This is a genomic window from Streptomyces sp. NBC_01454, from assembly GCF_036227565.1.
Lineage (GTDB): Bacteria > Actinomycetota > Actinomycetes > Streptomycetales > Streptomycetaceae > Streptomyces.
Window position 1 is genome coordinate 5,291,168 of record NZ_CP109460.1, and the last position, 13,816, is coordinate 5,304,983.

A 13,816-nucleotide genomic window follows, 5' to 3' on the forward strand; every position below is an offset into this window, starting at 1 on the left:
CCGGGGGCCGGGGGGCCGATGCCCGGTGCCGGGGCCGCCCGGCGCTATGCCCCGGTGGTGCTGATCTGCACGGTCGGCGGGTGGCCGTTCCAGGTGCAGAACACCGAGGTGTGGGCGCTGCCGGAGAAGTCGACCCGGATCCACCCGTCCTGCTTCCACACCTGCATCTGCCAGCCCGAGTTGGGCGTCGCCGACACCAACTCGGCCGACCGGCCGCCCAGATCGAAGACCACCCGGCCGCCCGCCGTGGAGTAGCTCTTGATCCGGCTGTCGGAGGACGACGGATAGCTGTCCTGCGGGGAGGCGTCCGGGTGCGGCCCGGCGCCGCCGGTGGCGGACGGACTCGCCGGACCCGAGGGCTTGCCGCCGGTGGGCGCCGGGCTGTCCTCCGGCGAACGGGACGGCTTGGGGCGGTGCGTGGAGGAGACCCGCGGGGAGGCGCCGGCCTCCGGCTGCGCGCCGGAGAGGGGCAGCGCGCGCGGCGGGTCGTACGCGGTACCGGACAGCACGGTGTGCACGCCGAACCACGACAGCGTGACCGCGGCGCCGGTCGCCAGCGTCCAGGCCACCGCGTGAACCAGTCCTCGTCGCATCCGGCTCATACTGCACCACCCGACCGCGCGGACGCAGCCCGCTGCACCACGTCCGGCCGCTCTGTCACGGTGTCAACACCCGGCGGGGAAGCGGCCCCGAATGGCGTACGGTGCCGCTCATGGCACGTGTGCTCGTGGTCGAGGACGACCAGTTCGTACGCTCGGCGCTGATCCGGCATCTGACCGAGGCAGCCCATACGGTGCGCAGCGTGGGCACCGCTCTGGAGGCGTTGCGCGAGGTGGCACACGTCGGCTTCGACGTGGTCATCCTCGACCTCGGCCTGCCCGACCTGGACGGTGGCGAGGCGCTGAAGATGCTGCGCGGCATCACCGATGTGCCCGTGATCATCGCCACAGCGCGGGACGACGAAGCCGAGATCGTCCGGCTGCTCAACGACGGCGCCGACGACTATCTCACCAAGCCGTTCTCCGTCGAGCACCTCTCGGCGCGGATGACGGCCGTCCTGCGCCGCTCCCGGGCCACCGCCCCCGGCGCGGAACCGCCCTCACGGGTGATCCGGGTCGGCGGCCTGTCCATCGACCCGCTGCGCCGGCAGGCCCAACTCGACGGCGTCGCACTCGATCTGACCCGCCGGGAGTTCGATCTGCTGGCCTTCCTCGCCGGGCGCCCCGGGGTCGTCGTCGCCCGCAGGGAACTCCTCGCCGAGGTCTGGCAGCAGTCCTACGGCGACGACCAGACCATCGACGTCCATCTGTCCTGGCTGCGCCGCAAGCTGGGGGAGACCGCGGCGCGCCCCCGCTATCTGCACACCCTGCGGGGCGTCGGCGTGAAGCTGGAGCCGCCGCAGTGAGATGGGCCCTGGTCAAGGTGGCGCTGGCGGTCACCACCATGGTCGTGGTCGTGGTCGCGTTCGCCGTCCCCCTCGGCCTCGTCGTCAAGGAACTGGCCCGCGACCGCGCCTACTCCAACGCCGAACGCCAGGCCGCCACCATCGGCCCGGTCCTCGCCATCACCACCGACCGCACCCAGCTCGCACGCGCCGTCGCCAGCGCCGAGACCGGCCCCGGCGGCCGGATCGGCGTCCATGTGCCGGCGAGCGGAAAGAACGGCAAGCCCGCCGAGATCGGCGCCCGGCGCGCGGCGGAGGCGGACGTGGCGGCCGCCGTGAAGCTCGGCCGGGCCTCCATCTCCCCGGTCCGCGGCGGCTCCGCGCTCCTCCAGCCGACCGCTGTGGCCTCCGGTATCGCCGTCGTCGAGGTCTTCGTGCCCGACGCGGCGCTCACCAACGGCGTCACCACCTCCTGGGTGGTGCTGGCCGGCGTCGGCCTGGCCCTGGTCATCGGCTCGGTCGCGGTCGCCGACCGGCTCGGCACCCGCATGGTGCGCCCCGCGGAACGGCTCGCCGGCGCCGCCCATGACCTCGGCCGGGGCAAGCTGGGCGTCCGTGTCCCCGAGGACGGCCCCAAGGAACTGCGGCTGGCGGCCAGCGCCTTCAACTCCATGGCCGACCAGGTCGTCCAACTCCTGGCCAACGAACGCGAACTGGCCGCCGACCTCTCGCACCGGCTGCGCACCCCGCTGACCGTGCTCCGGCTCAACACCGCCTCGCTCGGCGACACCCCGGCCGCCGAGCAGACCCGGGCCGCCGTCGCCCAGCTGGAGCGGGAGGTCGACCAGATCATCCGCACCGTCCGCGAACAGAAGGCCCAGACCCAGCAGACGGCCGCCGGGGCCGGCTGTGACGCCGCCGAGGTGATCCGCGCGCGGATGGGCTTCTGGTCCGCGCTCGCCGAGGACGAGGGCCGCACGGTGCGCATCGCCGGCGCCGACCGCCCCGTACGGGTCCCGGTCGCCCGCCCCGAACTCGCCGCCGCCCTGGACGCGATGCTCGGCAACGTCTTCCGGCACACCCCCGAGGGCACCGCCTTCGCGGTCGATGTCCACCACGCGGACGAGGCGGTGATCGTGCTGGTCTCGGACGCCGGCCCCGGCATCGACGACCCGGACGAGGCACTGCGCCGCGGCCACGGCGGCGGCGGGGAGGGCTCCACCGGCCTCGGCCTGGACATCGTGCGGCGGCTGGCCGAGTCCACCGGCGGCGACGTCCGCCTGGGCCGCTCCGTCCTCGGCGGCACCGAGGTGCGGGTCTGGCTGGCGCTGGACGGCCGGCGCGCCCGCCAGGGCGGACGGCGCGGCCACCGGCTGCGCCGCACCCTCGGCGGCCGGCGGCGGTCCGCGCGCACCGGTTCCTGACCGGCCCTCCCGCCGGGCATGTGCCCCTGGCTCTTAACCGCCCCCTTCCGCTTCCTTAAGGCGGTCATAAGTCCACCAACCTCCGCACCATTACCGACATTTGTCCGTTTCCCTGGCGCTAGCGTGCGGGACGCACCACGGTGCACCCCACCCCTCCCCCCACGTGACGACAGGCAGGCACGCAATGACTTCCTCGGCACACCGCCGGCGCAAGAGCCGCACCACCAAGCTGATCGTGACCGGCACGGCCGCCGTGGTCGCGGCGGGCGGCGCCCTCGCCGTCGCCGGCGGGGCCATGGCCGCGAAGGCCCCGCGGACCGCCGCCCCCACCGCCAGGGCCGCCGCCGGCTTCGCCCCGTACGTCGACACCTCGCTCACCCCCGCCTACGACCTGCCCGGCACCGCGCGGAAGACCGGCGTGAAGAACTTCACCCTCGCCTTCGTCACCTCCGGCGGCGGGTGCGACCCCAAGTGGGGCGGCACCGGCGAGCTCGGCAACGACGCGGTGGCCCGGCAGATACCCGCGCTGCGCAAGGCCGGCGGCGACGTCCGGGTCTCCTTCGGCGGCGCCACCGGCTCCGAACTCGGCCTGGTCTGCACCTCCGCGGACCAGCTGGCCGCCGCGTACGGCAAGGTCATCGACCAGTTCAAGCTCACCAAGGTCGACTTCGACATCGAGGGCGGCGCGCTGCCCGACACCGCCGCCAACACCCGCCGCGCCCAGGCCATCGACCGGCTCCAGAAGAAGCACCCGGGTCTGGACGTCTCCTTCACCCTGCCGGTCATGCCCGAGGGCCTGACCCAGGACGGGGTGAACCTGGTCGCCGACGCCAAGAAGAACGGCGTCAAGATCTCCGCCGTCAACGTCATGGCGATGGACTACGGCGCCTCCTACAGCGGCGACATGGGCACCTACGCCACCCAGGCCGCCACCGCCACCCAGGGCCAGCTCAAGAAGGCGCTCGGGCTGAGCGACGCGGCCGCCTGGAAGACCGTGGCCGTGACCCCGATGATCGGCGTGAACGACGTCCAGCAGGAGGTCTTCCGGCTCGACGACGCCAAGCAGCTGGTGGCGTTCGCCAAGGACAAGCACCTGGGCGGGCTGTCGATGTGGTCCTCGACCCGCGACCAGGCCTGTCCGGGCGGCCCGGTCTCCTCGGCCCAGCCGACCTGCAGCTCGATCGAGCAGAAGCCGCTGGACTTCACCAAGGCGTTCGGCGCCTTCACCGGCTGACCCCCACCGGCGGTCCGGGCGCCGGCCCGGGCCGCTCGCCCCGAGGCGGGGCGCGGCGGACTCCCCCTACCGCCGCGCCCCGCCGCCGTGTCTTCCCGGTCTTCCCGGTCTTCTCGGACCTGGCCGGGGCACGCACCTGCCCCGCCGGCCCGGAGAACGCCACCTCCGGGGTCCCCTGGCCCGCAAGGTCCTCACCGGGCCGGACCTGATCACCGTGCCCGTCCGCGCCCCGTGACGATCACCATCACCCGTCCCGAACCTCCGTGATCACGGGCAAGATCCCCGCCCCGGCCTCCGTCGCCGCAGCCACCGGCCGGCCGATCATCCCCACCGGCTGCTCGGCCCGGCCCGGTAAACGCCAAGGCCCCCGACCTGAGGTCGGGGGCCTTGAAGTGGGGTGAGTAACGGGACTTGAACCCGCGACATCCTGGACCACAACCAGGTGCTCTACCAGCTGAGCTATACCCACCATGACCGGTGCTGTGTGGTTCTTTTTCCCCACCGGCTGAGAAAAAGTGTACAGGGTCCCGCGGGGTGCTCGCGCCCAGGTTTCCGGTCCCGGGACCGAGGGCGTGTCGTGCGGGTCACGGTGGACCCGCAAAGATCCACACGACACGCACCCCGCGGCTCACTGCGATGCGGACTGCGGCTCAGCAGGAAGGACGTGCTTGGCGGCGATCGCCTTCGCGGTGTCCGAGTCGGGCCCGGGCTGCGGGACGAAGACCGCCTCGCGGTAGTAGCGCAGTTCCGCGATGGATTCGCGGATGTCCGCCAGCGCCCGGTGGTTTCCGTTCTTGTCCGGACTGTTGAAGTACGCCCGCGGGAACCAGCGCCGGGCCAGTTCCTTCACGGACGAGACGTCGACGATCCGGTAGTGCAGATAGCTTTCCAGCGTCGGCATGTCGCGCAGCAGGAAGCCGCGGTCGGTACCGACGGAGTTGCCGCACAGCGGCGCCTTCCCCAGCTCCGGCACATGCTGCTTGATGTACGCAAGCACCTGCGCCTCGGCCGCTTCCAGCGTGGTCCCGCCGTCCAGCTCCTCCAGCAGCCCGGAGGCGGTGTGCATCTGGCGCACCACCTCCGGCATGGTGCCGAGCGACTCGGCGGGGGGGCGGATCACCACATCCACCCCGTCGCCCAGCACATTCAGCTCCGAGTCGGTGACCAGCGCGGCCACCTCGATGAGCGCGTCATTCGCCAGCGAGAGTCCGGTCATCTCGCAGTCGATCCACACCATGCGATCGTTCATACATCTCACCCTACGGGGCGCTCGCGCTGTCCGGGCAGCACGGGGCGTGCCGGTCCTCGCCCGACCGCGGCCTCCGCCAGCCGGGAGGCATAGCCGTCCGGCTGCGGTTTGCCCGCTTCGCCCGCTTCCGCGGTCGCCAGCCCGTGGCCGGCCAGCGCGGCGGCGGCGAACCGCTCCGGGCCGCCCGCACCCAGCGCCGCCCGCTCGCGCTCCGGCCGCTCGGCACGGTCGGCCCGCTCCGGCCTGAGCGCGGGTTCGGGTGCCCCGTGCGGCCGGCGCGCGCGGTAGGCCGCACGGTAGGCCGCGGGTGAGGCTCCCAGCTGCCGCCGGAAATGTCCGCGCAGCGCCACCGGTGAGCGGAAGCCGCAGCGGCCCGCGACCTCGTCCACCGAGTAGTCGGAGGTCTCCAGCAGCCGCTGGGCCTGCAGGACCCGCTGGGTGATCAGCCACTGGAGCGGAGCGCTTCCCGTCAGCGAGCGGAAGCGCCGGTCGAAGGTGCGCCGGCTCATGTAGGCGCGCGCGGCGAGCGTCTCCACGTCGAACTGCTCGTGGAGGTGCTCCAGCGCCCAGGCGACGACCTCGGCGAGCGGGTCGGCGCCGATCTCTTCAGGTAATGACCTGTCGAGGTAGCGCTGGTGCCCCATGTCGGACGCGGTCCGGCGGGGCGGCACGACGAGCCGGCGGGCCAGCGCGTTCGCGGCGTCCGCGCCGTGGTCGGTGCGCACGATGTGCAGGCACAGGTCGATGCCGGCCGCCGTTCCCGCGGAGGTGAGCACATCGCCGTCGTCGACGAAGAGCTCGCGGGGGTCCACATGGACGGACGGATAACGCTTGGCGAGCGTCGGCGCGTACATCCAGTGGGTCGTGGCCGGCCGGCCGTCGAGGAGTCCGGCCGCGGCGAGGACGAACGCCCCCGTGCACAGCCCGACGATTCTGGCCCCTTCTTCATGCGCGCGGCGCAGCGCGTCGAGCGCGGCGGGCGGCGGGGCCTGGGTGATGGAACGCCAGGCCGGTACGACGACCGTCCCGGCACGGGAGATCGCCTCCAGCCCGTAGGGGGCCGATAGTTCGAGCCCCCCGGTCGTGCGCAAAGGCGCATCTTCGCCCGCGCACACAAGTAGCCGGTACCGCGGGACGCCTGCGTCCTGGCGGTCGATGCCGAAGACCGAGAGCGGAATGGAGCTCTCGAAAATGGGGCCGCCGCTGAAGAGGAGCACCGCGACTATTTCGCGGCGTCGTCGGGCGGCGAGCTTGCGTGCGGCATCTGGTACGGCAGCGGAGTCCTGGCTCATGGCACTTAAGCCCCCCTCGGTCGTCTCGCCCTCTCGGTCCTGCACAGTTCCCCCGCCGTCACTACCAAGATCGAATCTACTGTGTTCCGTGAGGATGGAGTGCCAAGTTCACCACCCGCTGGTATGTCGATATGGCAACTTGGCGCGAAGCATTCGATCACGAAGCGTTCCACTCGTCGGGCCTACATGGGAAGTACGCGTCTCGGCTCTGCCCGTTCGCAGTAGGGCACAACCATGCCGAGCGGTCCTTTCCTCCCTGCTCACACCCGGGTTGAGGGGGGCTCAGGGGAAGGTATGGACCTCGGCCGGAAGTTGGCTGAAAACGGTCGCGCGCGCACTTGCGGCGGCCTCAATTGACCGGCGTACGCCCTCCGGAATGCCGCCCGCCGCTGTGCGCTGCCGGGCCCGGACGTCCCGTTCTGTCCCGGTGTCGTCCGAAGTCGCGCACCCGGACCCGCGCCGCGGTCCGTTCGGATTGCCGCAAGAGTGCGCGACAGACGCAGGTCACCGCGCCCAGACCGGCGGCGGCGCCGGCCGCGCCGGTCCAGGAGGCACCGCTGAGGATCAGTACGAAGGGCACCAGGGCGCAGCTGAAGGCGCCCCAGCGCACCACATCGCTCACCGGGTCGGGTGATCTGTCGGACGGCAACGGCACCGTGTGCTCCCCTCGGACGGGCTGCTGGATACAACGCCGCCGGCGATCATGGGTCACCGTCAGAGGGTACGTACGGGGGCAGGCCGGGGCATTGCCATCCGCGCCACGCTCCGGCATGCTCCGGGGAACGTTCGAGGCCCCACCCGGCTCGCGCGGGCGCTCCGCGTCCCCGGTGTGCTCTGGGCAGCGGGGGAGTGGCGCCGTACTCTTGGGGTATCGGGTTGGGAAGATGATTCCCAGTCGTGTTGTTCCTCTTTGAACTATGGCTCCCGGTCCTCGATCGGGCCAGCTCAGTCAACTGCCGGATCAAGTCAATCGCCGTCCCCGTTCGCCCCTCCGCAAGAGGATGCCCTCGCCGAGACATCAATGGCCGGTCACGAAATCCCCGAACCCGCGGACCGCAAGCAGGTCGCCGATCCGATGGCGGACCTCGAAGCGGCGGAACAGACACGCCACTCCTGCGACCCCGCCTTCCGCCACGGCGTCGTGGTCGGCTTCGACGGCTCCATGTCGAGCGAGCGGGCGTTGGCGTATGCAATCGGTATGGCCCGGCGCCTCGGCTCCGGGTTGATCATCGTCCATGTGGCCAACCGGCTGCCGACGACCGTCTGGGCGGGCTGTGAGCCCCCGGTCTTCGTGGATGTGCCGGATCACCGCACCGAGGTCCTCGGCCTGGAGCTGGCCTGCGCCGACCATCTCGCCGAGGTCCCCTGGATCCTCGTCGAGCGCGGCGGTGACATCTGTCACGAGCTGGAGGAGGTCGGCCAGGAGTACGAGGCCGACGCGATCGTGGTCGGCTCCACGCACGGTCTGGTCGGCCGGATCTTCGGCTCGGTCGCCGGACGGCTGGCCCGCCGGGCCCGGCGCCCGGTCATCGTGATTCCCTGACGCAGCCCTGACATGCCCCTGGCGCCTCCCTGAAGCGGGTGCGGGCCCAGTGCCCGCGGCCGCTCGGGTCGTCGCCCGACTCTCCTTCGTGTGCACACAGTTGAGGGGGCGCCATGAGGATTGTGCGCAGGCGCATTTCCCTGGCTCGCCGAGGTGGATTGTGCGCTTGTGACGGGTAGAAAACGGTCACGTGAGCGCGCCGCGACACGGGCCCGGCGGCCGCGCACACGCCAACTGCGCGCTGCTGTCCGGGAGGTGACGGATCCCGGAACGGCGGCATCCTGCCGGCGCATGGGCGACGCCGGCACAGGGGAGGCGGCGGCTCCGTGCGTCCGGTGGCACGCACGGAGCCGCTGCCTTTTGCGCCTGAGCCGGCGCCGCTTTCGCGGACGGGGTTGCTCGCCGTGGGGGTGCTCAATTGTCGCTTCTGTGGAGCGGGGTGGAGCGGGGTGGACCACTCCACTCCGCTCCACGGTTACCGACGGCGAGACCCCCGGGGGCCGGACTATTCCACCGTGACGGACTTGGCCAGGTTGCGGGGCTTGTCGATGTCGCGGCCGAGGGCCAAGGCCGTGTGGTAGGCGAGCAGTTGGAGCGGGATGCCCATGAGGATCGGGTCCAGCTCGGGCTCGTTCTTCGGGACGACGATGGTGTGGTCGGCCTTCTCCTGCTCCTGGTGCGCGACGGCCAGGATGCGGCCGCTGCGGGCCTTGATCTCCTCCAGCGCGGCGCGGTTCTTCTCCAGCAGATCGTCGTCGGGGACGATCGCGACGGTCGGCATCGCGGGCTCGATGAGGGCCAGCGGGCCGTGCTTGAGCTCCGAGGCCGGGTAGGCCTCCGCGTGGATGTAGGAGACCTCCTTGAGCTTCAGGGACGCCTCACGGGCCACTGGGTAGCCGCGCACCCGGCCGATGAACATCATCGACTTGGCGTCCGCGTAGGAGGCCGACAGCTTCTTGATCTCTTCCTCGCCCTTGAGGATCTCGTCGATCTGGCCGGGCAGCTTGCGCAGGCCGTCGATGATCCGCTTGCCGTCCGCGACCGAGAGGTCACGGATCCGGCCCAGGTGCAGGGCGAGCAGCGCGAAGGAGACCACCATGTTGGTGAAGCACTTGGTGGAGACCACGCAGACCTCGGGGCCGGCGTGCACGTAGATGCCGCCGTCGGTCTCCCGGGCGATCGCCGAGCCGACCACGTTCACCAGGCCCAGCACCCGCGCGCCCTTGCGCTTGAGCTCCTGGACGGCCGCCAGCACGTCGTAGGTCTCACCGGACTGGGAGACCGCCACGTACAGCGTGTCGGGGTCCACGACCGGGTCGCGGTAGCGGAACTCGGAGGCCGGCTCGGCGTCCGAGGGGATCCGGGCCAGCTCCTCGATCATCTGGGCGCCGATCTGGCCCGCGTGGTACGAGGTGCCGCAGCCCAGGATCTTCACCCGGCGCACCCCGCGCGCCTCACGGGCGTCGAGGTTCAGGCCGCCGAGGTGCACGGTGGAGAAACGGTCGTCGATCCGTCCGCGCAGCGCACGGTCCACCGCCTCCGCCTGCTCGGAGATCTCCTTGTGCATGTACGTGTCGTGGCCGCCCAGGTCGTACGACTCGGCCGCGTACTCGACGGTCTCCGGAGCGGACGTGGTCCGCGAGCCCTCGGTGGTGTACGTGCGGTAGTCGTCGGCCTTGAGAGTGGCCATCTCGCCGTCGTCGAGGGTGACGACCTGGCGGGTGTGCGAGACCAGCGCGGCGACGTCCGAGGAGACGAACATCTCGTGCTCGCCGATGCCGAGGACGACCGGGGAGCCGTTGCGGGCGACCACGATGCGGTCGGGGAAGTCGGCGTGCAGCACGGCGATGCCGTAGGTGCCCTCGATGTGCCGCAGTGCCTCGCGGACCCGCTCCTCCAGCTTCTCGGCCGTGGAGCGGCCGATCAGGTGGGCCAGCACCTCGGTGTCCGTCTCGGAGGCGAAGACGACGCCCTCGGCGGTCAGCCGGGCGCGCAGGTCCGAGGCGTTGTCGATGATGCCGTTGTGGACGACGGCGACCTTGCCCTCGGTGTCGAGGTGCGGGTGGGCGTTCTCATCGGTGGGGGCACCATGGGTGGCCCAGCGGGTGTGCGCGATGCCGGTGGAGCCCGCGAAGCGCTTCGGCAGCCGGGATTCCAGCTCCCGGACCCGGCCCTTGGCCTTGGCGGTCTTCAGGCCGCCCGCGGCCTTGCCGGTGCCCTTGGCGTGGATGGCGATGCCCGCCGAGTCGTAGCCGCGGTACTCCAGGCGCTGCAGGCCCTCCAGGAGCAGCGGAGCGACCTCACGTTTGCCGATGTAGCCGACGATCCCGCACATACAGTGACCCTCCGAGAAAACGTTGTGACAACAGTGGTGCCCGGCGCCCGTGGCGGGGGCGTCAGCCGTAGACGAGGCGGCGCAGCTGGCGGGCCGAGAGAGCGGGCGGGGTCACGGCGCGGTGCGGCAGCTCGTGGCGGATCCGCTCGAAGATCTCCTCGTTGCGCAGTCCCTGGGACTGCAGCTCCCGATGGCGGCGGCGGACGAACTCCTCCGTGGTCTCGTCGAAGTACGCCAGCACGTCCAGCACCACCCGGGCGGCCTCACCGCGCTGCAGCGGTGTGCTGCGCACCAGGTGGTCCACCAGGTCGTCGTGCGGCGCGTCAGCGCTGCGGTTACGGCGTTCGGGCACCCGTCGATATTGCGGGGCGGCGCGGAGAATCGCAAGAAATCTGCCCGCTATCGGGCACGTCGCCGGTTTGGCGGCCGGAAAGTGGTCTGGACCTTGACCGGATCGCAGGGTCACGGTACGCATGGTCACCGTTCGGTCGCTCCATGCCATGTACGACGCCATGTACGACGCCATGCACGACGTTCGCCGAAGGGATCGTCGATGAGACGACGCAGACTGCTGTTCTCGCTGCTGCTGGTTGCCGCGGCGGGGCTGGGAACCGCCGCCGTACCGCCGCAGGGCGCCACCGGAGCCACCGCCCGGGCGGCCACCCCACTGGACCGCGTGATCCCCGCCCCCGCGTCCGTGCACGGCGGCGGCGCGGCCGTCACCCTCGGCGCGCACACCCCCCTCCGCGTCCCGGGCGGCTCCGGCGAGGCCCGGCGGATCGCCGGCCATCTCGCCGGGCTGCTGCGGCCCGCCACCGGCTTCGCCTTCCCGGTGACCACCAAGAGCGGCCGGGACGGCATCGTGCTGCGGCTCGGCGGCAGCGGCACCGGGGGACTGGGCGCCGAGGGCTACCGCCTGACCTCCGGCGGCCGCACGGTCACCCTCAGCGCCGCCCGCCCGGCCGGGCTCTTCCACGCCGTCCAGACGCTGCGCCAGCTGCTGCCCCTGGACGGGCAGCGGGGCGCCCGCAGCGGGCCCTGGCGGATCGCCGGGGGCACCATCGCCGACTCCCCGCGCTACGCCTACCGCGGGGCGATGCTCGACGTCTCCCGGCACTTCTTCACCGTCGCGCAGGTCAAGCGCTATATCGACCAGCTCGCCATGTACAAGATCAACAAGCTCCATCTGCACCTCTCCGACGACCAGGGCTGGCGGATCGCCCTCACGTCCTGGCCGCGGCTGGCGACCTACGGCGGCTCCACCCAGGTCGGCGGCGGCAAGGGCGGCTACTACACCAAGGACGACTACCGCGAGATCGTCCGCTACGCCGCCGACCGCTATCTGACCGTCGTCCCCGAGATCGACATGCCCGGCCACACCAATGCCGCGCTCGCCTCTTATGCCGAGCTCAACTGCAACGGCCAGGCCCCGCCGCTCTACACCGGCACCAACGTCGGCTTCAGCTCGCTGTGCGTGCCGAAGAAGGTGACCTACGACTTCGTGGACGACGTGATCCGCGAACTCGCGGCCCTGACACCCGGCCGCTCCCTCCACATCGGCGGCGACGAGGCGCACTCCACCAGCCACGCGGACTACGTCGCTTTCATGGACAAGGTGCAGCCGGTGGTCGCCAAATATGGCAAGACCGTGATCGGCTGGCACCAGCTGACCGGGGCGCACCCGGCCAAGGGCGCCGTCGCCCAGTACTGGGGCTATGACAAGACCGGCACGGCGGAGCGCACCCAGGTCGCCGACGCCGCCAGGAACGGCACCCGCCTGATCCTCTCGCCGGCCGACCGCGCCTACCTCGACATGAAGTACGACAAGGACACGCCGCTGGGCCTGTCCTGGGCCGGCTATGTCGGCGTCCAGCGGTCCTACGACTGGGACCCGGGCCGCTATCTCGACGGGGCGCCCGCGGACTCCGTCCTCGGCGTCGAGGCGCCCCTGTGGTCCGAGACCCTCTCCACCTCCGCGCACATCGAGTACATGGCCTTCCCGCGGCTGCCCGGCATCGCGGAGCTGGGCTGGTCCCCGGCCGCTACCCACGACTGGAACGACTACAAGGTGCGCCTGGCCGCCCAGGGGCCGCGCTGGGACGCCCTGGGCATCCACTACTACCGTTCACCGGAGGTGCCCTGGCCCGCGCGGTGAGCGGGTGAGCCGGCCGGGCGTCCGCGGACGCCCGGCCCCCGCCGTCAGACGCCCAGCTCCCGGGCGATCAGCATCCGCTGGACCTCGCTGGTGCCCTCGCCGATCTCCAGGATCTTGGCGTCCCGCCACATCCGGGCGACCGGGTACTCGTTCATGAAGCCGTACCCGCCGTGGATCTGGGTCGCCTCCCGGGCGTTGTCCACCGCGATCTCGGACGAGTAGAGCTTGGCGAGCGCGGCCTCCTTCTTGAAGGGCTCGCCGTGCACCAGCCGGGAGGCGGCATGGCGCCAGGACAGCCGGGAGGTGTGGGCGCGCATCTCCATGTCGGCGAGCTTGAACTGGATCGCCTGGTTGCTGCCGATCGGCTTGCCGAAGGCGCGCCGCTCCTTGGCGTAGCGCACCGACTCGTCCACACAGCCCTGTGCGAGCCCGGTGGCGAGCGCCGCGATGGCGATCCGGCCCTCGTCGAGGATGCGCAGGAACTGGGCGTAGCCCCGGCCCTCCTGGCCCAGCAGGTTGGCGGCCGGGACCCGGACGCCGGAGAAGGAGAGCTCGCGGGTGTCCGAGGCGTTCCAGCCGACCTTGGAGTACGGGGCGCCGACGGTGAAGCCCGGGGTGCCGGACGGGACGATGATCGAGGAGATCAGGGGGGAGCCGTCGTCTTTACGGCCGGTGACGGCGGTGACCGTGACCAGACCGGTGATGTCCGTACCGGAGTTGGTGATGAAGCACTTGCTGCCGTTGATCACCCAGTCCCCGCCGTCGCGCACCGCGGTCGTCCGCGTCGCGCCGGCGTCCGAGCCGCCGTCCGGCTCGGTCAGGCCGAAGGCGCCCAGCACCTCACCGCTGCACAGCTTGGGCAGCCACTCGCGCTTCTGCTCCTCCGTGCCGAAGTGGTAGACCGGCATGGCGCCCAGGGAGACGCCCGCCTCCAGGGTGATGGCCACCGAGGAGTCGACCCGGGCCAGCTCCTCCAGGGCGATGCCGAGCGCGAGGTAGTCGCCGCCCATCCCGCCGTACTCCTCGGGGAACGGCAGGCCGAACAGGCCCATCCGGCCCATCTCCTGCACGATCTCGTACGGGAACGCGTGCTGCTCGTAATACTCGCCGATCTTCGGGGCGACGACGTCGTGCGCGAACGCCTCGACCGTACGCCGGAGTTCTTCCAGCTCGGAGGGGAGACGGTGGTCCAGGGACATG

General features: G+C 71.6%; 10 protein-coding genes, 1 tRNA gene and 1 pseudogene. 5 read left to right on the top strand and 7 right to left on the bottom strand.

From position 1 onward, the window contains the following. Positions 1-44: 44 nt before the first annotated feature. Positions 45-593 carry a hypothetical protein gene (locus tag OIU81_RS23465; RefSeq protein ID WP_329150973.1) on the bottom strand — a complete coding sequence of 183 codons (549 nt, stop codon included), beginning with the start codon at positions 591-593 and terminating at the stop codon, positions 45-47. 119 nt (positions 594-712) lie between these two features. Here OIU81_RS23465 and OIU81_RS23470 point away from each other — a divergent pair, with 119 nt between their 5' ends. The 3 genes and pseudogenes from OIU81_RS23470 to OIU81_RS23480 form a co-directional block, all read left to right on the top strand. Next, positions 713-1,405: a response regulator transcription factor gene (locus OIU81_RS23470; RefSeq protein WP_329150975.1), complete on the top strand. Its 693-nt coding sequence runs from the start codon at positions 713-715 to the stop codon at positions 1,403-1,405. Further along, the gene (locus OIU81_RS23475) at positions 1,402-2,808 is read left to right on the top strand and encodes a sensor histidine kinase (protein WP_329150976.1); all 1,407 of its coding nucleotides are present in this window, start codon (positions 1,402-1,404) and stop codon (positions 2,806-2,808) included. Before OIU81_RS23470 ends, OIU81_RS23475 begins: the two co-directional genes overlap by 4 nt. A 334-nt stretch (positions 2,809-3,142) precedes the next feature. Next, positions 3,143-4,042 (top strand): annotated as a pseudogene (locus tag OIU81_RS23480) (chitinase); the annotation flags it as partial. Positions 4,043-4,435: 393 nt separating this feature from the next. Here OIU81_RS23480 and OIU81_RS23485 read toward each other — a convergent pair. The 3 genes from OIU81_RS23485 to OIU81_RS23495 all read right to left on the bottom strand — a co-directional run bounded on the left by OIU81_RS23485 (position 4,436) and on the right by OIU81_RS23495 (position 6,583). Next, positions 4,436-4,511: transfer RNA gene (locus OIU81_RS23485), tRNA-His, on the bottom strand. A 159-nt stretch (positions 4,512-4,670) separates the two neighbouring features. Beyond that, positions 4,671-5,291: an oligoribonuclease gene (gene orn / locus OIU81_RS23490; protein ID WP_329150977.1), complete on the bottom strand. Its 621-nt coding sequence runs from the start codon at positions 5,289-5,291 to the stop codon at positions 4,671-4,673. Positions 5,292-5,296: 5 nt separating this feature from the next. Beyond that, positions 5,297-6,583, bottom strand: coding sequence for a GlxA family transcriptional regulator (locus tag OIU81_RS23495; protein ID WP_329150979.1), 1,287 nt, complete (start codon positions 6,581-6,583; stop codon positions 5,297-5,299). Between the two features lie 1,021 nt (positions 6,584-7,604). Here OIU81_RS23495 and OIU81_RS23500 point away from each other — a divergent pair. Continuing rightward, entirely contained in the window at positions 7,605-8,126 is a 522-nt protein-coding gene (locus OIU81_RS23500) for a universal stress protein (RefSeq protein ID WP_329150981.1), read from the top strand. Between the two features lie 505 nt (positions 8,127-8,631). Here OIU81_RS23500 and glmS read toward each other — a convergent pair. Continuing rightward, entirely contained in the window at positions 8,632-10,461 is a 1,830-nt protein-coding gene (glmS, locus tag OIU81_RS23505; protein WP_329150983.1) for a glutamine--fructose-6-phosphate transaminase (isomerizing), read from the bottom strand. Positions 10,462-10,522: 61 nt separating this feature from the next. Beyond that, complete coding sequence (locus OIU81_RS23510; RefSeq protein ID WP_329150985.1) at positions 10,523-10,813, bottom strand: hypothetical protein; 291 nt, start codon at positions 10,811-10,813, stop codon at positions 10,523-10,525. Between the two features lie 201 nt (positions 10,814-11,014). Here OIU81_RS23510 and OIU81_RS23515 point away from each other — a divergent pair, with 201 nt between their 5' ends. After that, positions 11,015-12,616, top strand: a complete 1,602-nt coding sequence (locus OIU81_RS23515) for a beta-N-acetylhexosaminidase (RefSeq protein WP_329150987.1) — start codon at positions 11,015-11,017, stop codon at positions 12,614-12,616. 44 nt (positions 12,617-12,660) lie between these two features. On the opposite strand, the gene OIU81_RS23520 is transcribed toward OIU81_RS23515, so the two are convergent. After that, the gene (locus OIU81_RS23520) at positions 12,661-13,815 is read right to left on the bottom strand and encodes an acyl-CoA dehydrogenase family protein (RefSeq protein WP_329150989.1); all 1,155 of its coding nucleotides are present in this window, start codon (positions 13,813-13,815) and stop codon (positions 12,661-12,663) included. Position 13,816: the final 1 nt, after the last annotated feature.